Consider the following 22,910-nt stretch of genomic DNA (forward strand, 5'->3'; position numbering starts at 1 on the left):
CAGTTCTATTTTTCAGCATAAAAGTGTTTTCAAATTATTTGATTTGCTTATCAGAATCCACGTTTTTGTCGCCGTTCTCCAGTTTCCTCAAGCTGTGCAGGTATGCAATCTCAACTTCCTCGGCTTCGAACTTGCGACCGTGCCACAACTGATGAGTCACCCGCCGGAAATCATTCAGAATCATTATCAGTGCCGGAAAAAACAGCAAAATAAACAAGGTTCCGAAAGCCACACCGTAAACCAGCGAAATTGCCATCGGAATCAGGAACTGCGCCTGAAAACTTTTTTCCAGAACCAGCGGAAACAAGCCAAACGAAGTGGTCAATGTGGTCAGAATGATCGGCCGCAAACGGTTTTTTCCTGACTCCACAATCGCTTCCCGGACTTTCATCCCCCGCTCAATTAGTAAATTATACTTTGCCAGAAAGACCACGGCATCGTTGACAATCACCCCAGTGAGTGCAACAATACCCCACAAGCTCAATATCGAAACCGGTTTACCATGAATTCCATGTCCCCAGATTGAGCCAAGCACGGCTAGTGGAATCATAATTAAAATCAACAACGGCTGCTCAAAGGATTTAAAATTAATCATCAGGATGAACACAATAATCAGAAAAGCCATTGGGAAATAAATCATCATGTCACCCATATTTCGTTGACTTTCTTTCTGTTGTCCTTGGTATTCAATTTGAATTCCGGGATGAAGCGCTGCGAGCTCCGGGATCACGCTGGCTTCAATCTGCTCCAAAATCTCGGTTACCGAAGCATCCGGATCCGACAATTCAGCACTCACGCGAATCTCGCGCCTCCCATTAAAACGCTGGATATTTACCGGGCCGCGTTCCAGATTGTAATCAACCAATTCGGCCAGCGGATACTCTCCAGCCGCAGTCTTTATTTTCATGCGTTCCATTTGTCCGAGCGATGTACGGTCTTCCCTCGGGTAACGTACCCAAATTCGCAGTTCATCACGACCTTCCTGAATGCGTTGGGCCTGTCCCCCGTAGAAACCCTGCCGAACCTGGTTGGCAATGGTAGCCTCATCCAGCCCAAGCATGTAGGCGATTGGTTTTAATTTAAGGCGCACTTCCTGTTTTCCCAGAGCGTTGTTGTCCACCACATCTTTCAACTGGGGCATCTCTTCCAGCCTGGTCATCAGAAAATCGCGGCCCAATTCCAACTCCTCAATATTTCGCGAAAGCAAGCTAATTGACACCGGAGCGCCAAAACGCCCCTGCGCTCCGATGGTAAATTTCTCGGCTTCAAGGACAGGCCCCACTTTTTCGGTCACCATGTTAATGATTTCGTAGGTGCTGATGCCGGTTTCTTCTGAATTTCGTGGGAAGACATTGATATTTCCGGCATGTGCACCGGTTTCCTGCCCATCGAAAGCGGTTCCCATATTCACAAACGCGTTGTCAATAATATCGATCGAATCGTTGTATTTTTCTTTTAGCTCATCGTTCACTTCCCACACAGCTTCTTCAAATCGTTGCAGGTAAACCATGGTTTGTTCCTCGCCCTGCCCCGGAGTAAAAGCCAGGTTGATATTGAACGAATCAAACTCCATACGTGGAAAGAAAGTGGTTTTAATGATCTGTCCGCCCAAAAGGCCAGCGGTAATCAACACCATGGCCAAAGGAACCCCGATCACAATATATCGCCATTGAACAATAAGTTTCAAAACCCGATCGTACGCATAATCGCGCAACCAGTTAAACATTCGTTCGGAGTATTTCCGAAAACCTTTTTCCCTTGACTTCATGCTTTTTTCGCTCAGCACACTTGCATTACCAATATGGGCCGGTAGAACCAGAAAAGCTTCGAAAAGCGAAAAGAACAAACTCAGACAGACGATGAAGGCCATTTCACGCATCATTTCCATTTGCCCGGTAATAAAGAACAAAGGCGAAAAAGCAATGATGGTAGTGGACACAGAAGTGACGACCGCCGGAATAACCTCAACGGTACCATCGATGGCCGCCCGCATCGGACTTTTACCCATTTCGAAATGCTGAAAAATGTTTTCGCCAATCACAATCCCATCATCTACCAAAATACCAATCACCAGGATCATTCCGAATAGGGAAATCATGTTGATAGTAACCCCCATCAGGTTGGCCACAATAAACATAGCCAGAAATGAAGCGGGAATTCCCCAGGCAACCCAAAGCGCCAGACGGGTACTCAGCATCAATGCCAAGGCAATGACAACCAGGATGAGTCCCTGCAATCCGTTCGTGTATAACAAATCGAGCCGGCTGTGCAGCAACTCCAGAAAGGAAAAGGTAACCCCCACTTCCACCCCGGGATGCTCGGCATTAAACTCCTCAATATAAGCGTGAACGTATTTGTCTATTTCTTCGAGATCTTCAACAATCAACTTCGAAACACTAATGGTGATGACCGGTTTGCCTTTGCGCAAACTCTTGGTGGGCACATCGGCAAATTTCTTTTTCACCTCGGCCACATCGCGAATCCGGATCAGGCTGCCATCGGTATTGGCACGCAATACAATGTCGCCAATTTTGTTCGGATCAGCGCTACGGGAACGCAGACGAATAACCAGCTCTTCCTTCATGGAGCGGATTTCGCCGCCGGAAACATCGCGGTTGTTCTGCGAAATGGCATTTTGCAAATCACTAAATGTCAAACCATAGCGCAGCAAATTTTGCTCAGGCGCCTCGACCGAAATTTCCAACTGAGGAAATCCGTAGATATCGACTTGGCTCACTTTACCAGAGGCCAGCAGTTCCTCTTCAACCTGCTGTGCGTATTCTTTCAGTGTCATCAAATCAACATCGCCCGACATTCGCAGGAACAGGGCTCGCGAGGTGGTACGCTGCTTAAATACAATGGGACGTTCGGCAGCCGAGGGGAAAGAGGAAATTCCGTCAACAGCATTTTTGACTTCAATCAGGGTTTCATCAATGTCAATGTCGCCGGTGATTTCAATCTGCACACGGGCCGAGTTTTCGGATGAAGTAGAAGTGATTTCATAAATCCCGGGAATTCCGCGCACGGCTTCCTCGATACGGGAGGTGACGCCCTCCTCCATTTCAACGGGTGAAGCTCCGGGATAGAATACCGAAACGTAAATATTTTTTGACGGCCTTTCCGGAAAGAAAGACTTTTTCATGGTGTACATGCTTAACCCACCAACAACCAGCAGAAATACGATGATCAGGTTAGCATAGAACGGAAATCGTACAAAAATTTCAACTGCCTTTCTCATCTTGCTGCTTTTCATTTTGAGTATTGCCACTCGCCTGAGCTCCCAGTATTTCAACCGGCGTGCGTTCCTTTACATTGATCAGTGCTTCGGTAACCAGGTAAGTACCCTCTTCCAGCCCGTCAAAAATTAAGGTTGACGTGTTGACTTTAATTATATTGATTTGTCTTTTCTGCAAATAACCGTCGGCAACGGTAAAAACAGTGTTGGTATTGAACACCGCGCTGCGTGGTATTTCCATGGCATTTTTGATGGGATAGCCTGGAAACTCAACCGACAGGTACTCACCAGTCAGCATTTCGGCTCCGGCTTTCGAATCTACTTTCACGAATACACTCCTCGACTGGCTGTTTTGGTCTACAAAAGCAGCCTTCCTTACCACTGTTCCGTACAATTCACTCTGTCCGCTTTTGATCACCTTTACCCGGTCGCCCAGCTTAATCCATTTTGAAAATTCATTCTCCACCGGTACTTCCAGCTCCAGCAAGTCGGTACGAATCATTTTGGCTATCTGCCCGTTGGTATTCACATAAGCGCCTACTTCGTAATTCACCTCGGTAAATGTACCATCAAAAGGTGCATACATTGAGTGGCGTTCCAGCCGCTTCTCATTTTGCCGAATGCTGTAGTAATCGTTTAAGATACCTTGGCTGGCAAGGAATATTTTCAATTTTTCATTTTCGTATTCCGGCAGTTCTGGAAGCTCTTCATTCAGATCAATTTCATTAAAAAACTTCAAAAATACCTCATAACTATCCGGGAAATCAATTCTCAGATCGGGTAAAATATTGGTCAGACTGTTCAGAAATATACTTTTCTTACTTTTTAGTTCCAACTCAACTTCATCTTTATAAATGGTCGCCAAATGCTGCCCTTTTTTAAATGACGCGCCTTTCTTCAGGCTCACTTGTCCGGCTTCAATTTTTCCAGCAGCTTCAGCAATCAATACGACTTCGTTACCTGAGATTACCCTGCCCTGCGCAGTCACTTCCGACGTAATGTCGCTATAAGCAACAGGCTGGGCAGCCACGTAGCGTTTTACATCAACCTCGGGGCGGGTCCCAGCTTCCGGCTTCATCGAAATAAAAAGTTTTGACAACAGTGCGGATCCGCCCAACAAAACAATGAGGGCTACAACAACAAAAGTAATTTTTCTCCAATTCATGTTATTCTGTTAATTGTTTTTAAGTCGTTCATTAAAACAAAACTCAGATAGAAATTCCCATTCTAAAAACCTGTTTAATTTTGCGGGTTGCAAACCTATTAAAAAATCGGGAATGATCCGTCTTTCTGGAAAGACAAACAACAGGCTACAAATGTAGTGTGCAATATCAAACAATGATTACAGCCCTTCAACCGGTAAAGTGTAAATAATTCTAAATGGGCACAAAAAGAATGAGGATTTAACTCATCTTGTTAAAATTCAAAAACAAGGAACAATTAAGCTACGTGTAAAGCAGTTTTATTTACCTTTGCCGTTCTTATTTCATGTGAAGCTTCAAAACAAATGCAAGTTTTAAATTTTGACACCATTGTCATTGGTAGCGGCCTGGCAGGTTTGTCTGCCGCCTACCATGCTTCCAAATACGGAACTGTGGCTATCATTACAAAATCGCAGCTCGACACGAGCAATTCTTATTACGCCCAAGGCGGAATCGCCGGGGCTATCGACAAGGAAGACTCTCCAGAATTACACCTACACGACACGATTGTTGCCGGGCGGGGCCTTTGCGAAGAAGAGGCCGTCAGAATCCTTGTAACCGAAGGGCGCGAACGAATTCTAGAGCTGATCGATATGGGAATGAAATTTGACCAGATGGAAGGCAACTATGTTCTGGGGCTGGAAGGCGGACACAGCAAGCGCCGAATTTTGCATTCCGGAGGAGACGCCACAGGTAAGGAAATTACTGGTTTTATGCTGCAAAAAGTTCGGGAACAAAAAGACATCACTTCATTTGAATATACAGCCGTTACTAAACTCCTGATCGAAAACAGTCAATGCTGTGGCGTTCAGGCCATCGACTTTCCTTCGGGAAAAAATATCATTTTCAAGGGCAAAGCCAGCATTTTGGCAACCGGCGGCCTCTCGCGGCTATTCAGCCGAACCACCAACCCACACACCGCAACTGGCGACGGCATTGCCTTGGCCTATGAAGCAGGAGCGCAACTGGCGGACATGGAATTCATCCAGTTTCACCCATCGGCTCTTTACTTGAAAGACCAGGATGCCTTTTTAATCAGTGAAGCCGTTCGGGGCGAAGGAGCGTGGCTGCTGAATACAAATGGCGAACGTTTCATGAAAGATATTCATCCGCTGGCCGAACTGGCTCCCCGGGACATTGTGGCCTTTTCGATTTACAAGCAGATGCAAAAACAACAAAGTCCGCACATCTACCTGTCGATGAAACATTTGGATGCGACCAAAACGAAAGCACGTTTTTCAACCATTTATAATAAGTTGAAAGAATACGGGTACGACATGACCGCCGACCTGTTGCCTATTGCTCCCGCGGCCCATTACATGGTTGGAGGTATTAAAACCGATTTGAATGGAGAAACCAACATTCCGGGTCTTTTTGCCTGTGGTGAAGTAGCCTCCACCGGAGTGATGGGCGCGAACCGATTGGCCAGTAACTCATTGCTCGAATGCCTTGTTTTTGGGAAAAGAGCCAGTGAGCAAGCCGCCAAACGAAAACCAAACGAACTCAGTCAAGCGGAGCAACAACCTCTGACCAACGACATCAAAAATGAACAGGCCTTCCTGGAGATCAAAAATGAAATAGCCGATTTGATGTCGCAAAAGGTGGGCATTGTCCGCAGCGGGGAAAAGCTTCGCGAAACGATTGCACAGCTTGAAGCTATTGGACAACAGATTCCGCGAACAATCTCCGACTACAACGAACTGAAAACCTGGCACATTCAACAAATCTGCCTGTTAATTGCCCAATCTGCGCTTCTGCGCGAAGAGAGCCGGGGTGGGCATATCCGCGAAGACTTTCAGCACGAATCACCTGATTTCAGGCTGCATATCATTCAACAAAAGAATCAAGAACCTTTTTTTATTCCGATTCAAAAATGATGACCACCAACGAACTTGAAGCAGCCAGGACGCTAATCAACCTGGCACTGGAAGAAGATGTTGCTACCGGCGACATCACCACAGACAACCTGATTCCGGCGACCACACGGCGTAAGGCTTACATGATTGCCAAAGCCGACGGAGTTATAGCCGGACTGCCCCTCGCTGAAATGGTTTTTCGCCAGCTCGATGAAAGCCTGGTCTGGGAACCTCAGGTGAAAGAAGGCGCACGGGTAAGCAACGGAACCGTCTTGGTGCGCTTTGAAGCTTCGTACCGGGCCTTGCTGACTGCCGAGCGCACAGCGCTAAACTTCTTCCAACGCCTGTCTGGCATCGCCACCATGTCGGCCAAATACGCCGATGAAGTAAAAGGAACAAATACGGTGATTCTGGACACCCGTAAGACCCTCCCGGGATTCCGGATGCTAGATAAATATGCCGTCAGAACCGGAGGCGCAACCAACCACCGCATTGGCTTGTTTGATATGGTCATGATCAAAGATAATCACATTGAAGTAGCCGGAGGAATTACCCAGGCTGTGAAACAAATTAAGGCCAAAGTTCCTTCAAATATCAAAATCGAAGTGGAAACAACCAACCTGAAACAGGTAGAAGAAGCACTCGCTGCCGGTGCCGACATCATTATGCTCGACAATATGGACAATGAGACCATGTTAAAAGCGGTTCAAGTCATCCAGGGAAAAGCCAAAGTTGAAGCTTCAGGCAACATGACACTGGAACGAATCAGGGGAGTAGCTTCTACAGGTGTGGATTACATCTCCATCGGAGCGCTTACACATTCGGTACAGGCCATGGATATTAGTCAGCGATTGGAAGAATAAAATGAATTTAGTTATTGATATCGGAAACAGCCGCATCAAACTGGCACTGTTCAGTGAACGTGATCTCATGTTTAACGTACCGCTGGACGAACTGAAGCCGGAACACATTCAGGTTCTGCTGAATGAACACGATGACCTGAAGAACGCTATTGTTTCCTCCGTCCGCGAATATCCCGAAGAGCTAAGGAGCTTCCTTGAAAACTCATTTGAAAACTTTATTGAGCTGAACGCTAACACGCCTGTGCCAATTACCAATTGTTATGAAACACCGGAAACGCTGGGCAAAGACCGACTGGCTGCTGCTGTTGGTGCCATCGAACTGTTTCCCGGCAAAAATGTATTGGTGATTGATGCGGGCACCGCAATCACCTATGAAATTGTAACCGCAGAAAACGAATACCTGGGTGGAAACATATCGCCGGGTCTGGCAACACGATTCAAGGCACTTCATCAGTTCACCGGGAAACTCCCTCTTCTTCAGCCAACTGATGATTTTCCAGTACTGGGCACAAATACACAATCGGCCATTCAGGCGGGAGTGCAGGTTGGCTTATTGTTCGAGGTTCAACAATACATTGATTACTTTAACACTATTTACGAAAATTTAGAAATCATTATTACTGGGGGCGATGCTAAATTCTTTGATAAGAAGTTAAAAAATTCCATCTTTGTACACTTTAATTTAACGCTCATCGGTTTAAACAGAATTCTGGAATATAATGTTAAGAAAACTTAGAGGAATCTTCATCAGTGGATTATTCATTGTCATTGGTTTGACTTCATCCGCACAAAATAATAACACATCATCGCCATTTTCACGTTTCGGATTAGGTGACCTTCACCCTTACTCCTACGGACGTTTTGCCGGCATGGGTGGTGCATCGCTGGGAAGCCGGCACCAGGTGCAGATCAATACGGCCAACCCGGCATCGTACGGTGCGATCGACAGTTTATCTTTTATCTTTGAGTTTGGTGCCGACGGCCGGATCTCGGAATACAAGTCTGAAACTAATAAATTTACGACCAACGATTTCAACTTCAGGTATTTCTCCTTCAGTTTCCCGGTGACCCGTTGGGCTGCGGCAACCATGGGTGTTTCGCCCTATGCGGATAAAGGCTATGAGATTTATGTCGAAGAAAATGAACCCGGCATTGGACGGGTTGGATACAGCTACTTTGGAACAGGAACACTATCCAAGGCCTACTTTGGTGCGGGCTTTAACCTGACCGATGCGCTTTCGGTGGGAGCCAACGTGTACTACCTATTTGGCACACTCAATCAGAATAACTCCATTTATTTCATTGATGACCAGGAACAATATGGATTCAGTGAAACAGAACAAACCCGCTTGCGTGATTTTGCCTATCTGCTTGGTGCTCAGTATGATATCAAGTTTAAAAATAACCAATTCTTAACCCTCGGCGTCACATTTGAGAAAAAAGCCAATTTCACAGCTTTCCACACCTTGAATCAGCAGAAAGTTTTGAATTACGCTGGAAGTGTTCTGACCGACTCAATTAAGACAATTATTGATGACCCTGGTAAAATACAGTTGCCTTCAAGTTTTGGAGTTGGCGTTTCCTATACCCGGCTAAACAAACTGGAGGTTAATGCCGACTACTATTTTTCGAAATGGAGCGATGCCCGCTTTTATGGCAGTGCGGTTCCTGAATTGACTAACCAAACCCGGATCAGTCTGGGAGCAGAATATATTCCAGAAGAAGCCTCGATCCGAAGTTACTTTAAACGTGTGCGTTATCGGGCCGGATTCCACATCGACAAATCACACTTAAAAATTAATAACCAGCAACTTAACGAAACTGGCATGAGTTTTGGTGTTGGATTACCAGTCACGCGTTCTAAGTCAACGATCAATTTAGCTGTAGAATTTGGTAGGAGGGGAACCATCAAGGATAACCTGATTCGGGAAAATTATACCAAAATAAGCTTATATTTGAACTTGTTTGACCGATGGTTTGTCCAACGCAAATTTGACTAATTAAAAAAATGTAATTAAAATATATTGATCATGAAACCTTTATTTTCCAAAACAATCTTGCTTACTGTAGCACTCGTAGCGATGACAAGCTATACCGTTATTGCGCAGAGAGTTATCAAGGGCACCGTTTACCGGGGAGGTGAACCTGCCGCCGGGGTCACTGTTGAAGCCCACAGATCATCGGGTACTTTTATGACCAGCTTTGATGGCAAATATGAAATAGAAGTCAGTGACAAGTCGAAATACATCGAATTTACCTTCATCGATGACCGAAGAAAACTGGACATCGAGGGAAACAACAGCAACGTGATTAACTTTAGTTTCGATGGCGAAATTCCTGTCAAAGGTAAAGGAGTTGTTGTTGAAGGAGGCGTTGATCTGCGCACTAGCGAGGAACTGGTGAAAGCAAAAGAGCGCGACTTCATGACTAACTTGTCCATGTACGACCAGTTCTACAAGCAGGATGATTACGAGTCGGCTTTGGAACCTTGGAGAAAAGTCTACTACAAATACCCAAAGTCAACCATAAACTTATACATCCATGGTGGCAGAATGTATGAAGCATTCATTGAGAATACCAGTGACTGGAGCGAAAAAAATACCCTGATTGACTCGCTGATGTCCATCTATGAAAAACGGATTACCTACTTTAATCAAGAAGGATATGTTCGTGGACGCCAAGGGACTGACCTATTGAAATTTAAATTGGCCAATGAAAACCTGGATGACGATCAGCTGAAATCAATTTTGAAAGAAGGCTACAGTTTGTTGGAACAATCCATTGAACTCGAAAAAAATCAAACCGAGGCTGCCGTATTGGTTGTTTTTATGCAGGCTACAAAACGTTTGTTCCTGATGGGCGAACTACCGAAAGAAAAAGTGGCAGCAAACTACCAGAAAGCTTCTGCGATTGTAAATAACTACCTGAAAGAAGAGCCAGACAGCGAAAAATATACCACCTCAAAAGAATTGATCGATGGCTTATTCCAAACCAGTGGTGCTGCGGACTGTGAAGCACTGATTGCACTTTACGAACCCCAGTTTGAGCAAATTTCTCAGAATGTAGACGAACTGAAAAAAATGCTTCGGATTCTGGAACGCCGGGATTGTACCGACAGTCCGTTATTTGCTCAAGCGTCAGATAGACTTTATGACCTGGATCCTTCAGCAGAAGCGGCGTTTAACATGGCCCGCCTATTTGTCAAGCGCGACCAGTTTGAGCGTGCAAAAGAATATTACAACAACGCCATAGAGGCAGAAACTGACAAGGAGTTGTTGGCCAAGTACTACTACGAGTTGGGCTTGTTCATTTTCGCCAAGGAACACGACTTTCAAAAGTCACGCAACCTGGCCCGCAAAGCCATTGAGAACAACCCGAATTCAGGGCGCGCCTACATCCTAATTGGTGATATCTATGCGCAATATAGTAAACACTATGGCGAAACCGACGTCGAGCACCTGTCGCTTTACTGGTTGGCAACGGATTATTATCAGAAAGCAAAACGTGTCGATCCGGAAGTATTTACGCAAGCCAATGAAAAGATCAACATTTACAAACAGTATTTCCCAAACAAAGAAACCTTGTTCTTCGAAGGATATACGGAAGGACAAAGCTATAAAATTGGCAGCTGGATTAATGAAACAACAACCGTACGTGTTAAGTAAAAAAACACAACACCGATATTATAAAGGAAGCATTGCAATTCTCTTCATGGGAATTGCGATGCTTTTCTTTTCATGTGCCAACAAGATTGAAAAAATAAAAGAATTCTCATCCGGTGAAAACATGGCTGGCATCGAAGCTGAAAACTACGAGATGATCCATTCCGACTCCACAATTATTCGGTTTAAGTTAATCACTCCAAAACTCATTCGTTTCGACAAAGCCGAAGATCCCTTCATCGAGTTTCCGCAGGGGGTAGAGATTGAACGCTACAATGAGCAGATGGAGCAGATTGCCAGTATCACGTCAAACTATGCCCGATACTATGAGGTCGACGGCAAGTGGGAAGCGAAAAACAATGTGGTGGCCGTCAATCCACAAGGCGACACACTGAAAACTGAACATCTGATCTGGGAAGAAAAAAAAGCAAAGATCTATTCTGAACAATTTGTAAAAATCATACGTAAAGATCAGGTAATTACAGGTATTGGATTTGAGTCGGACCAAAATTTATCCAACTGGAAAATAAAGAATCCCAAAGGACCATTATATATCGATGTTCAAGAATAACAGCGCATGGAAATCGCAATCATTACCATCGTAACGACAATCATCTTCTCGGCCTTTTTCTCAGGCATGGAAATTGCCTTCGTTTCAGCCAATAAACTGCGGCTCGAAATGGACAAACAACAAAACTTCATCAGTGCCAGAATACTCTCCCTGTTCACAAAAAATCCGGGACAATATATTGCCACCATGCTGATTGGAAATAACATTGCCCTGGTGATTTACGGAATCGCTTTTGCCAAATTGCTGGGCCCCATGTTTTACCGTTTTGTTCCAATCGACAGTCTGGTATTGCTGCTTCAAACGATTACGTCCACGCTTATCATCTTGTTTACAGCCGAGTTTTTTCCGAAAACACTTTTCCGAATCAATCCAAACACCCTTTTGCGTTTCTTCTCCGTTCCGGTGGCTTTTTTCTACTTCCTTTTTCTACCGATTACCAAACTGGTCATGGGGATCTCCCAATTTCTGCTGAATACGATCTTCAAATCTTCTTATGACAAGAACATCAAAAAAAATGTTTTTAACCGGATTGATCTTGACCATTTTGTGAATGAGTCGGACGAAGACCAACAGCGCCGTGAGCACGAGCTGGAAAATGAAGTCAAACTGTTTCGCAACGCTTTGGACTTTTCGAAAATCAAACTCCGCGAAGTGATGGTTCCGCGTACCGAAATGGAAATCCTGGATATCAATTCCAGTATGGAAGACCTGATCCAGAAGTTCATTGAAACCGGCTATTCACGTATCCTGTTCTACCAGGATAACATTGATAACATCATTGGCTATATCCACCACTCCACCATTTTTGCCAATCCCGGTTCGATCCGGTCAAACCTGAAAAAGGTGCTGATCGTCCCCGAAACGATGCCGGCAAGCAAACTGTTGAGCAAGTTCATTTCGCAACACCGCAGCATCGCCATTGTAGTTGATGAGTTTGGGGGCACCTCAGGAATGGTGACCAGCGAAGATATACTGGAAGAAATTTTCGGAGAGATTGAAGACGAACACGACACCATTGATTTCGTTGAACGGAAAATCAGCAGCAACGAATTTGTATTATCCGCCCGCATCGAACTGGATGACCTGAATGAAAAATACAACCTCGGGTTTCCGGTCAAGGAAAACTATGAAACACTGGCTGGATTTATCCTGTTTCATCATGAAAGCATCCCAAAAATCAATACCGTCATCCACATTGATCACTACCGCTTCAAGATACTAAAAGCAAGCAATACCAAAATTGAGCTGGTAAACCTTAAGATATTGGACAACACCCAAAATAAAAAATGAATCTTAAGGTTTAATTCCTAAAATTACTATCTTCGTAGCTCGAAAAAAACAAGTAAATCATAATTCAATAATTATTAGTCAATGGCTACATTACAAAACATAAGAAATCGGGGAGGATTGTTGGTAGCGATCATTATTGGTCTTGCGTTAGTTGCCTTCATTTTGGGCGATATCCTCAACTCTGGCAGTTCTTTATTACGGCCAAACCAAATGGAAGTTGCCGAAATAGATGGCGAATCTGTGCAGTACCCTGATTTCCAGCGGCAGGTTGAAGAGATGGCGGAAATCTACAAAATGAACACGGGAAGTACACAACTCGACGAAAACACGTGGGTGCAAATCCGCGAGCAAGCCTGGCAAAGTTTAGTACGCGAAATCGTGATGAGCGATATCTATGAAGATCTGGGATTGACCGTCACTTCTGACGAACTTTTTGACATGGTCCAGGGAAACAATCTTCACCCCATCATCCAACAGCTTTTTCGCAATCCACAAACCGGACAGGTTGATAAATCCGCGGTTCTTCAGTTCCTGAAATCGCTTGAATTGAATGCAACACCCCAGCAAAAAGCTTATTGGCTTTATATTGAAGAACAAATAAAAGACGAACGCATTCAAACCAAATACAACAATCTGGTGCGTCAAGGCCTTTACTCCACAACAGCCGAAGCACAAAAAAGTCTGGAAGCCAAAAATCAGCAGATGAATATCCAGTACATCCGCTTGCCTTACATTTCCATGCCCGACAGCGCCGTTGCAGTTTCTGAGGCTGAATTGAAGGAATACTACAACGAGCATCAGGACAATTACAAGCAGGAAGAAAGCCGCACCATTGAATACATCACCTTCGATGTAAAAGCCACTGAGGCCGATGATGCTTCCACCCTGAAATGGATAGAAGATGCTAAGGATGAATTTGAAACGATCGCAGAGAACGAGCAATACATCAGTGTAAATTCCGATGTCCCCTTTGAAAATGTGTATCAGAAAAAAGAAGAGCTTTCAGACGAAATAGCCGAATTTGCCTTTACCAATGAAATCGGTTCAGTTTACGGACCATTCAAAGAAGGTAATACCTACAAATTGGTGAAAATCGACGATTTGAAAGATTTGCCGGATTCTGTTCAGGCACGTCATATCCTGATTAACCCCGATGCGGTGGGTGGCTATGAGGCTGCACTGGCTCTGGCCGACAGTCTGAAAGGACTGATTGAAAACGGAGCAAGCTTTGCCGCTTTAGCCGAACAGCACTCTGAAGACACCGGATCAGCGCGTCAGGGAGGCGACCTCGGCTGGTTTAGAAAAAACCAAATGGTGAAACCTTTTGAGGAAGCTGCGTTCAACGGAGAAGTCAATCAACTGTACACAACAACAACCCAGTTTGGAGTTCACCTGATCCAACCCACTAAAAAAGGGAAAGAAGTAAAACAGGTTCGTTTGGCAACCTTGGCTCGTACCATTGAGCCAAGCACACAAACTTACCAGAATGTTTATGCGCAAGCCAGCCGTTTTGTTTCTGATAACCAGGACTACAAATCATTCACCGAAGCCATTGCCAATGAGAAACTCACAAAAAAACTGGCAACGGTTGGTGAAAACGACCGCGCGGTAGCCGGTTTGGAGGACTCACGGCCGTTAATCCGTGCAGCTTACCAAGCCGATGTAAAAGAGATTTTGCACAACAACGAAGGATCTGCAATTTTCGAATTGGGTGATCAGTTTGTGGTTGCGGCCCTCGCTAACGAAACAGAAGAGGGTATCGCATCTTTCGAAGACGTAAAACCCCGGGTTGAATTGGCTGTGAAAAAACTGAACAAAGGAAAAGCCTTAGCACAAAAAATGGAAGATGCCGCTACAGGAACAGACATGGAAGCGATTGCAGAAAGCCTGGACGCCGAAGTGAACGATGCCAACGGACTGACCTTTAACTCAACTTCGATTCCTTCTGTTGGGATGGAGCCCGCTGTCATTGGAACGCTCGCCAGCTTGTCTCAGGACGAAGTTTCATCGCCAATCATCGGCAACAATGGTGTTTACATGGTTAAAGTTGTGTCAATCATTAATGGAACCGACGAAGATGTACTGGCCGAGCAAACCCGCTTAAACCAGGTTCTTGGTTCGCGCGCCGTCTACCAGGCTTACGAAGCACAAAAGAATGCGGTAGAAATTGAAGATAACCGGGCGAAGTTTTATTAGTCGATCGTCCATCAAGATATTAAAGAGGCTGTCCGATAACTTTTCGGATGGCCTCTTTTTGTTTTGCAGTCCGTGAAGTTAGTTTTGACGAGAGACTGTGATTGTTTGCCCTACAATTGCTTCCACAGAGGATCCTCCCACATTTATCTGCTAACACCACTGTGATCGAGTCGCCATCCAACCGTCGCACCCCTTTGCCGGGAAAAGGCAAATTCAGATTCATCCGTCATAAACACAGATTCCACCTGAGAAAAAACACGCTCGTCATATCAAACTTTTTTAATGCCCGATGGGCGGATACTTTTGATTCATGAAAACAATAAAAAGCCATTTTAAATTTAAAGTCATGAAAACAAAAGCATTTCTCTGTATTATTTTTGTCGTACTGATTTCAGTGACTACGTTTGCGCAGGAAAACGAAAAACGGTTTGGTTTTGAGTTCAGTTCCGGCGCTTCGGTAGCGACTCAAAAACTTGCCGGCACCAGTCTGAACACCGGTTATGGTTTCGAAGCCATTTTTCACTACCGCATTTTGCCACACACCGGTGTTTATGCCGGCTGGGGGCTCAATAGTTTTAGCGCCGATGAGTCGTTTGCCGGAAACGATGTTTGTTTCGAAGAAACTGGTTATGTATTCGGACTACAGTATAAGCGTCCGTTTGGAGACTCGTCCCTACAGTATTATTTACGAGCAGGCGGTTTATTCAATCACGTTGAAACGGAAAATACCGGTGGTGATATCATTAACGACACGGGGCACGGCTTGGGCTGGCAACTGGCAGCAGGTATCGACGTCAAGTTGGGCAATAATTGGAGCCTAACTCCAGGGCTGAAATTCAACGCACTTTCCAGAGACTCGGAATTTGACGAAGTTTCAAGAACGCTGGACTATAATTACATCTCATTGCGTGTGGGAGTCGTCAAGCTATTTTAGAAAACAATTGGATAGGAACCGATACGAATGATTTGTATCGGTTCCTACATTTTCGAAAATATTCACTAAAAAGCAACAAGCTGTAGCCTTTTGTGAGCATCAGCCTTGGCTTTCCAGAAAACATATCGAAACTTTTAAATTCAATCGAGGTTTTGGGAGCGGGTGTACAACAAATCCCTTGATGAACCAGAGACAGACTGCCATCGCTGATTGACGAACAATTTTTTAGAACCTTACGGCCCACAAAGCGCTCAAATCATTTTATCTTTGAAAATGAATTCAGAAAAAAATAAGCATATCAAGCAAATTCACCAGCTTTTATCGTTCAAAAAACTGTTCCGATTTTTGCTCGGTTTTTCTGCTGCGGTTCAACTGATCATCATTTCATACAATCACCTGTCGGGCTACCATGTGCTTGGAGGCTTCGACTATTTCCTTTTCCGACTTGTCAGGGGTGTTGGGCTGAGTGTGCTTGCCGGATTTATGCTGGCCTATCCCAATCTGTTCATGATTCGCTACCTGAATCGTGTCGCCCCCTGGAACAATAAAACATTCAAACGACTTTCGATTCAGCTCTGTTTTTCCATCGCTATCGCCATCATCGTTTCTGTAGCTTTCACGGCTTCTGCAAACCTGTTAACTCCTTATGCTGAAGACTACCAAGGCGTACTGATCAACAATGCGCTGATTTTTACGGTCGCAAACATTTTAGTCATGGCCATTCTCGAAGGCTGGATCTTTTCTATCGAAAGCAGGAGGGCCGAGCAAATGGCTAAAAATTTAAAAGAGGAACTGTCTCAGATTAAATTTGAAGTACTGAAAAGCCAGATCAACCCGCATTTCATGTTCAATAGCCTAAACGTCTTATCGGGCTTGATTAACAAAGATACGGCCAAGGCACAGCAATTCATCGATGAGTTCTCACATATCTATCGGTATGTGCTCGAAACCATCGAGCAACCGGTAGGCACGCTTGAACAGGAACTCGATTTTATGCGATCGTACCTTTTTTTACAGCAAATCCGCTATGGCGACGATTTATCGTATTCAGTAAACATTCCGGCACACTTGATGCAGCTGGTGCTCCCACCCTTATCACTCCAGGTGGTGCTCGAAAATGCAATCAAACACAACATTATTAACGAGACTAAACCTCTAAAAATTGAAGTATTCAGCCAAGGCACACTTCTCGTGGTAAAAAACAACATTCAACCCAAATTTTCCATGAGCACGTCCACCGGGCTTGGCCTGAAAAATCTGACGAAACGATATGCGTTAATCAGCTTGGAAGAGCCAGTCTTTATGGTAGAAACAAATCATTACCTTGCAAAACTTCCGCTAATCAATATTGAAAAAGATGAACATACTAATCATTGAAGATGAAAAACTGGCGGCAGAGAAGCTGGAATCGATGCTGCTGGAGACCGATCCTGAAATCCGTATCCTGGCCAAACTGGGCTCTATCAAAGAATCGGTAAAATGGTTGCTTCAAAACCAAGCTGACCTAATCTTTCTCGACATCCAGCTTTCAGATGGCAGCAGCTTCAGTATTTTTGAGCAAATTGACGTATCAACACCAATCATTTTCACAACGGCCTACGATCAATATGCCATTAAAGCATTCGAAGTAAACAGCATTGCCTATCTGCTAAAGCCCATCCGCAAAAGCGAATTGTCAGAAAGCCTGCAAAAGTTCCGGAACCTGAAAACAGCATTTAGTATTGATTTTGATGTGATAATGGCACAGATCCAAGGGCGTCAACCCGAATTTAAAAAGCGGTTTCTCATTCAAATCGGCGAAAAGATAAAGAAAGTGGAAGTTACTGAAACTGCTTATTTCTATGTGCTTGATAAAAGTACCTACCTCCGCACATTCCAGGGAAGCAACTATCCGGTAGATTATACACTCGACAAATTGGAAACGATGATCAACCCTGCCTCTTTTTTCCGGATCAACCGAAAATACCTTGTAAATATGGATGCCATTTCGAACATGGTGGCTTATTCACGCGGTCGCGTGAAGCTGGAGCTAAAACCCAAAGCCGATGATGAGTTTGACACCATCGTCAGCATCGATCGCTCTGCCGGCTTTAAAAAGTGGCTGAACAGTTAAAAGGAGAATTCCCAAAAAACCGTAAAAAGGCAGCGCAGCCCATTACAATTCCTGAATGTAGATTTCCTTAAACTGCATGATTAAGGCGTCCTTTTCATGAATTTGAAAAGCGATATGCCCCTTCATCCCAACGTTTAAGTTCAGGTGTGTTTCGTCATTCAAAATCCCCTCGCCTTTGTAGTTGGTGATCTTCATACCATTCAGCCATACTTCAATCGAAGTCCCCACGCAGCGAATTCGCATCAGATTCCATTGGTTGGTTTCCTCTGCATAATAAAACAGGGGAGTCTTTCGCTGCATCGACTCATTGACCCAGGCATTTTTGGGGATATTCGGAAAAATCCAACGTTGGTTCCCCCTGGTCTCATCCCAGATCATCCCCGTGCGCCAAGGCCCCGGCGGATGAATATCAACCTGCGGGCCATTCATCCAGTACGCTTCATCATCGTATCGCGAACGCACCTGCACCCCGCTGTTCCCACTGCTGGTTTTAAACGCCCGAAATTGAAACTTCAATTCAAAATCAGCATATTCCTTCTCTGAATACAGCCAGGCATAATCGTGCTCCGGATTATTCAGCGAGTTGGCCATAATGGTGCCGTCGATCACCCTAAAAAAGATATAATTCCGGTCGCGTGGCGCCTTCTTTTCAACCCAGCCATCCAGGTTAACACCATTAAAGAGCGACACAAAATCGTCCTGGGAGAAGGTAATAGACGAAATTAGGAAAGAGAAAAAAAGAAAAATCAATTTCAACTTCATACACGTTCGGCTTGGTGTGAGTTAAGTTCTATTCGCGCTTTCTTAACAGCTGGTTAAAGTTCGAATTTTCACAGATGAAATGCAAGAAAATTATTAAAGTGAGTAAATTACCCGAAGCCCATCCATTGGGTAACATTCAAATGACCTGCACCGTATTGAAGGTGTAAACAACTGAACAAAAACACATTCAAATTGTCTAATTAAAAAAATACCAATTCAATGACACACAGACGCGAGTTCCTAAAAACCATGGCCGCCATGACCGCTGCCATTTCAGTACCATCAACGCTTTATGCCAATACGCCCAACGAGGACAAGCTGGGTGAAATTCTTCCACTTCGTAAATTGGGTAAAACAGGCGAAAACATTACCATGCTGGGCGTGGGTGGCTACCACATTGGCTGGACAACCGAACGCGATGCGCAGGAAGTGATTGAAGCAGCGCTGGAGGGGGGCATTCGATTTTTCGACACTGCAGAGCAGTATGGGCCCGGAACCAGTGAAGAACGCTACGGCAAATACCTGACGCCCAAATACCGCGAACTCGTTTTTCTGATGACCAAAACCCAGGCCCGCACCGCCAAAGATGCTCAACAACACTTGGAAGACTCGCTTCGGAGAATGAAGACCGATTACCTGGACCTTTGGCAAATGCATTCGCTCTTCACACCTGAGGATGTTGACAGCCGGATGCAGGAGAAAGTACTGGATGTCTTGATCAAAGCCAAGGAAAGCGGAAAGGTAAAACACATCGGTTTTACCGGCCATCAAAATCCATATGCACACAATCGCATGTTGGAACTCACCCGCGATAATGACCCGATCGACGCCGTACAAATGCCCGTGAACGTATTGGATCAATCCTATTTCAGCTTTATCGATAATGTGATGCCGGAGCTGATGAAACGCAATATTGGCGTTTTGGCCATGAAAACGCTGGCTGACGGGCGCTTTTTTGCTACCAAGGAACAAGCGAAGTGGAAAACAGACGACCCAATTATTCCCAACTACATTAGCATTGAAGAAGCGATGTATTTTGTTTGGTCTTTGCCGGTGAGCACCATTATTGCCGGAGCCGAAAAAGCCGACTATATTCGTGACAAAGTAAAAATGGCCCGCTCATTTGTCAAACTTAACGAAACCGATCGGCTTGTCCTGGTCGAAAGAGTAAAGGAAAAAGCATTGGCAGGAAACATCGAATATTTCAAACAAAAACCAGCCTAGTCAATTAATAAACGTAAATCATCGCGGTAAGAAATGATTCTTTCATTCGATTGATTATTTTTATCGAATGAAGCTTCGAAAGATCATTAGTGGTGGACAAAGTGGCGTAGACCGGGCAGCCTTGGATGCTTGTCTGAAAGCCGGATTTCCGTGCGGTGGTTGGTGCCCTGCAGGAAGACGCGCCGAAGATGGAATCATACCAACGCTGTATCCTTTGCATGAAATGGACAGCGTTTATTATGACGATCGCACGCGTCAGAACATACTCGACTCGAATGCCACCTTAATTATTTACCAAAATGATTTAACCGGCGGAACCTTGCTCACCTATAAATTGGCCAATACACTGAACAAGCCTGTTTTCCTGTTCAAAGTATCACCCTTTTTTATTGATGAATGCATGGAAGACCTTCTTTACTTTCTAAAAAACAACTCGATAGAAATCCTCAATATTGCCGGTCCGCGAGTAAGCCAGTGGGGCAAGGCCTACGAATCGGCCTTGCTCATCACATCCAGGCTCATCAGAAAAATACGCCTCCTGGAATAGGAAAACCCCTGTTTAGGATGCCACTCCAAGTTGATACCCGGCTAGATTTTGCGCTCGGCTGTAACGAACTTCCATTGCTTGCCACAGTCGAAACATTTGTAACTGGATTTGAAAATGGGAAAGATCACACCAAGAATTAAGTAAAGGATAATCACCAAAACATTAGGCTCTTTGCTGATATTGATATTGTCCGATTGACAAAAAGGACAGTGCTTTCTGTCGGCCTTCGATGCCACAGGAACTCGAGAAATCTGATCAGCAACACGATGGTTCACGACATAGCCGCCAGTTTCCAAAGAAGCCAACGCTTGTTCATAATCGTCCTCGTTCACCAACAATTTTACACCACCAACGGCATTGGAATAAAAGCCATAAACCTGCACGGTGAATTCATCGTTCAACACTGTTTCAATACCCTCTGAATTCAGGTAGAGTTGAGCCAGATGCGCTTCATGAGGATAAGTAAACGAAATAATGAATCTCCAATTCTCCATCTTATTCTATGACTTGATTTGTTCGAGCACGAAGAATCGCTTGCTGCAAAAGCTGTTTCATTTGTGCATTGCCATTCTTTATACCTCGAAAAATAAAAAACACCGACACCGGAATTGCAATCTTAAAAATCAATGCTATGTCAAAACCCTGCAGCCAGGAGAACATCAATCCAACAAGAAACCCCAGTAGAATGCAGATTACCACATGTTTCAGATAACTGATCTTGCAGACCAATGTCGGATGAGCTTGCTTTTCTATAAAAATCTCTCCTTCAGGAAGCGACTTCAAAAGCTCCGAAATGATCTGATATCTATTAACCCTCCGCTTATCGACCTGGCGATAAAAAAGCAACCGATCACCAATTTGCTCTGTTTTATAACGTTTTTGATTGAAACCAGCTTTGATTCTTGCCAGCAGCAAGTCCGAACCTGCATCTCTTGGAATCCTTTGTTGAATCGTATAGTTCACACCGCTTAGGATATCTTTCATTAGTCAGAAGTTTCCTTTTAGGTCAACGCTAATAACTCTTTCGTGAATTTAAGCTATCAAGGTAGCAATTTTCACAAAACAATTAATTAGAAAGACTAACTTTTAGCACGGCAAGATGACGAGTTGAAACCGATTAAAAGAGAAAAATCCTGCGAATTATTACTCACAGTTAATATCATAAACCCGTCGAAAGATATCCCTACCGGTTATTGACCTTCTCTGGATTCAAATCATGGTTTTGCAGGCGATACCAGGCCAATGCTTCATACTTGGTCCCCTGCCGTCCGTAGTTGGAAAAAGGATCAATGCTGATTCCCCCGCGCGGCAGGAACTTCCCCCACACTTCGATGTACTTTGGCTCCATCAGTTGAATCAGGTCTTTCATGATGATGTTGATGCAATCTTCGTGAAAACCGCCATGGTTGCGAAAACTAAATAAGTACAATTTCAGCGACTTGCTTTCTACCATTTTCTGTCCTGGTAAATAACTAATATAAATGGTCGCGAAGTCGGGCTGTCCGGTAATGGGACACAAACTGGTAAACTCCGGTGCATTAAATTTCACCCAATAGTCATTCTCTTGATGTTTATTCTTAAATGCTTCCAATACATCCGGGTTATAATCAAACCCGTACTTGGCTTCGTTGCCCAAATGCTTCAAATCGTCCATATTACACTTGTTTTAAATGAAATGGATTATAGGAAATATTCTCATCAAAGGTATCCTCTCCTTCAAAGGCTTTCACTTTCCTAACTACCAAAATGGTCAGTGGCAATATCATAATCTCATAGGCTGTTTTCAGCAAGGCCTGGACGAGGATCATTCCCAAAATAACCGACAGTGGGAAAATCCCAACAAAAGCGATCGTAATAAAGATCATTGAATCGGCCCCTTCGCCCACCATGGTTGATGCGATTGCCCGCAATGAGAAACCTTTGCCTTTCGTCATCAGCTTAAACTTGCTCATCACATAGGCATTGAGGAATGAGCCCACTACATAAGCCGTCAAACTGGCAAACACAATGCGAACAGAGCTCCCTAAAACGGTTTGAAAAGCTTCCTGCGCATTGTAAAACGGGGCCGCTGGCATATAAATTGCCAGCATAAGAAAGAACACGGCCAACAGGTTCACTCCAAATCCTGACCAAATAATCAGCCGCGCTTTGGTATAGCCCCACACTTCGACAATCACATCGTTAATAATATAGGCCAACGGGAAAATCAACACACCAGCCGGAGCCGACCAAGGCCCGATCAGGATAATTTTTGACGCTAAAATGTTTGAGATCAACAGACAGGCAGCAAAAAGCACTCCTGCCAACAGGAATAGAACAGATACTTTATTTTTCATGACTTCTTGTTTTTTACGTGGTTATCAAGGACACGACATTTCTAATGCCTGCAAAGGTAATGGTTTTTTGCGTTAAAAACAGGCGAAAGACAGCATTCGAAACACGGCAATTAATAATT

General features: G+C 44.4%; 20 protein-coding genes. 13 read left to right on the forward strand and 7 right to left on the reverse strand.

Features of this window, described 5'->3' with window-relative positions:
• Window positions 1–34: 34 nt before the first annotated feature.
• Both AAC033_RS05005 and AAC033_RS05010 read right to left on the reverse strand, forming a co-directional pair.
• Window positions 35–3,238: an efflux RND transporter permease subunit gene (locus AAC033_RS05005; RefSeq protein ID WP_339736044.1), complete on the reverse strand. Its 3,204-nt coding sequence runs from the start codon at window positions 3,236–3,238 to the stop codon at window positions 35–37.
• Window positions 3,222–4,400, reverse strand: a complete 1,179-nt coding sequence (locus AAC033_RS05010; protein WP_339736046.1) for an HlyD family efflux transporter periplasmic adaptor subunit — start codon at window positions 4,398–4,400, stop codon at window positions 3,222–3,224. Before AAC033_RS05010 ends, AAC033_RS05005 begins: the two co-directional genes overlap by 17 nt.
• A gap of 342 nt (window positions 4,401–4,742) precedes the next feature.
• On the opposite strand from AAC033_RS05010, the gene nadB reads away from it, so the two are divergent.
• The 11 genes from nadB to AAC033_RS05065 all read left to right on the forward strand — a co-directional run bounded on the left by nadB (window position 4,743) and on the right by AAC033_RS05065 (window position 17,922).
• A complete protein-coding gene (gene nadB / locus AAC033_RS05015) occupies window positions 4,743–6,314 on the forward strand; it encodes an L-aspartate oxidase (protein ID WP_339736048.1) in 1,572 nt (523 codons plus the stop codon).
• Window positions 6,311–7,156 carry a carboxylating nicotinate-nucleotide diphosphorylase gene (nadC, locus tag AAC033_RS05020; protein ID WP_339736050.1) on the forward strand — a complete coding sequence of 282 codons (846 nt, stop codon included), beginning with the start codon at window positions 6,311–6,313 and terminating at the stop codon, window positions 7,154–7,156. Before nadB ends, nadC begins: the two co-directional genes overlap by 4 nt.
• A 1-nt stretch (window position 7,157) precedes the next feature.
• On the forward strand, window positions 7,158–7,892 hold the full coding sequence (locus tag AAC033_RS05025; protein ID WP_339736052.1) for a type III pantothenate kinase: 735 nt from the start codon (window positions 7,158–7,160) through the stop codon (window positions 7,890–7,892).
• Window positions 7,876–9,156 carry a hypothetical protein gene (locus AAC033_RS05030; protein ID WP_339736054.1) on the forward strand — a complete coding sequence of 427 codons (1,281 nt, stop codon included), beginning with the start codon at window positions 7,876–7,878 and terminating at the stop codon, window positions 9,154–9,156. Before AAC033_RS05025 ends, AAC033_RS05030 begins: the two co-directional genes overlap by 17 nt.
• A 30-nt stretch (window positions 9,157–9,186) precedes the next feature.
• Entirely contained in the window at window positions 9,187–10,821 is a 1,635-nt protein-coding gene (locus tag AAC033_RS05035) for a hypothetical protein (protein ID WP_339736056.1), read from the forward strand.
• Window positions 10,793–11,389 (forward strand): LPS export ABC transporter periplasmic protein LptC, encoded by a 597-nt coding sequence (lptC, locus tag AAC033_RS05040; RefSeq protein WP_339736058.1) that lies wholly within the window; start codon window positions 10,793–10,795, stop codon window positions 11,387–11,389. Before AAC033_RS05035 ends, lptC begins: the two co-directional genes overlap by 29 nt.
• Window positions 11,390–11,395: 6 nt before the next feature.
• Complete coding sequence (locus AAC033_RS05045) at window positions 11,396–12,679, forward strand: hemolysin family protein (RefSeq protein WP_339736060.1); 1,284 nt, start codon at window positions 11,396–11,398, stop codon at window positions 12,677–12,679.
• An 81-nt stretch (window positions 12,680–12,760) separates the two neighbouring features.
• The gene (locus tag AAC033_RS05050; protein ID WP_339736062.1) at window positions 12,761–14,875 is read left to right on the forward strand and encodes a SurA N-terminal domain-containing protein; all 2,115 of its coding nucleotides are present in this window, start codon (window positions 12,761–12,763) and stop codon (window positions 14,873–14,875) included.
• Between the two features lie 346 nt (window positions 14,876–15,221).
• Window positions 15,222–15,809: an outer membrane beta-barrel protein gene (locus AAC033_RS05055; protein ID WP_339736064.1), complete on the forward strand. Its 588-nt coding sequence runs from the start codon at window positions 15,222–15,224 to the stop codon at window positions 15,807–15,809.
• Window positions 15,810–16,082: 273 nt separating this feature from the next.
• The gene (locus AAC033_RS05060) at window positions 16,083–17,186 is read left to right on the forward strand and encodes a histidine kinase (protein WP_339736066.1); all 1,104 of its coding nucleotides are present in this window, start codon (window positions 16,083–16,085) and stop codon (window positions 17,184–17,186) included.
• Entirely contained in the window at window positions 17,167–17,922 is a 756-nt protein-coding gene (locus AAC033_RS05065) for a LytTR family DNA-binding domain-containing protein (RefSeq protein ID WP_339736068.1), read from the forward strand. Before AAC033_RS05060 ends, AAC033_RS05065 begins: the two co-directional genes overlap by 20 nt.
• Window positions 17,923–17,964: 42 nt before the next feature.
• On the opposite strand, the gene AAC033_RS05070 is transcribed toward AAC033_RS05065, so the two are convergent.
• On the reverse strand, window positions 17,965–18,684 hold the full coding sequence (locus AAC033_RS05070) for a DUF1080 domain-containing protein (protein ID WP_339736070.1): 720 nt from the start codon (window positions 18,682–18,684) through the stop codon (window positions 17,965–17,967).
• Between the two features lie 219 nt (window positions 18,685–18,903).
• Here AAC033_RS05070 and AAC033_RS05075 point away from each other — a divergent pair, with 219 nt between their 5' ends.
• Window positions 18,904–19,908 carry an aldo/keto reductase gene (locus AAC033_RS05075; RefSeq protein ID WP_339736072.1) on the forward strand — a complete coding sequence of 335 codons (1,005 nt, stop codon included), beginning with the start codon at window positions 18,904–18,906 and terminating at the stop codon, window positions 19,906–19,908.
• A gap of 67 nt (window positions 19,909–19,975) precedes the next feature.
• Window positions 19,976–20,455, forward strand: a complete 480-nt coding sequence (locus AAC033_RS05080) for a putative molybdenum carrier protein (RefSeq protein ID WP_339736075.1) — start codon at window positions 19,976–19,978, stop codon at window positions 20,453–20,455.
• 41 nt (window positions 20,456–20,496) lie between these two features.
• Here AAC033_RS05080 and AAC033_RS05085 read toward each other — a convergent pair whose 3' ends face one another.
• The 4 genes from AAC033_RS05085 to AAC033_RS05100 form a co-directional block, all read right to left on the reverse strand.
• Entirely contained in the window at window positions 20,497–20,949 is a 453-nt protein-coding gene (locus AAC033_RS05085; RefSeq protein ID WP_339736077.1) for a DUF2007 domain-containing protein, read from the reverse strand.
• Window position 20,950: 1 nt separating this feature from the next.
• The gene (locus AAC033_RS05090; RefSeq protein WP_339736079.1) at window positions 20,951–21,439 is read right to left on the reverse strand and encodes a hypothetical protein; all 489 of its coding nucleotides are present in this window, start codon (window positions 21,437–21,439) and stop codon (window positions 20,951–20,953) included.
• A 199-nt stretch (window positions 21,440–21,638) separates the two neighbouring features.
• Window positions 21,639–22,109, reverse strand: coding sequence for a preQ(1) synthase (gene queF / locus AAC033_RS05095; protein ID WP_339736081.1), 471 nt, complete (start codon window positions 22,107–22,109; stop codon window positions 21,639–21,641).
• A 1-nt stretch (window position 22,110) separates the two neighbouring features.
• Window positions 22,111–22,791 (reverse strand): queuosine precursor transporter, encoded by a 681-nt coding sequence (locus AAC033_RS05100; RefSeq protein ID WP_339736084.1) that lies wholly within the window; start codon window positions 22,789–22,791, stop codon window positions 22,111–22,113.
• Window positions 22,792–22,910: the final 119 nt, after the last annotated feature.

The organism is uncultured Sunxiuqinia sp. (assembly GCF_963974515.1).
Taxonomy (GTDB): domain Bacteria; phylum Bacteroidota; class Bacteroidia; order Bacteroidales; family Prolixibacteraceae; genus Sunxiuqinia.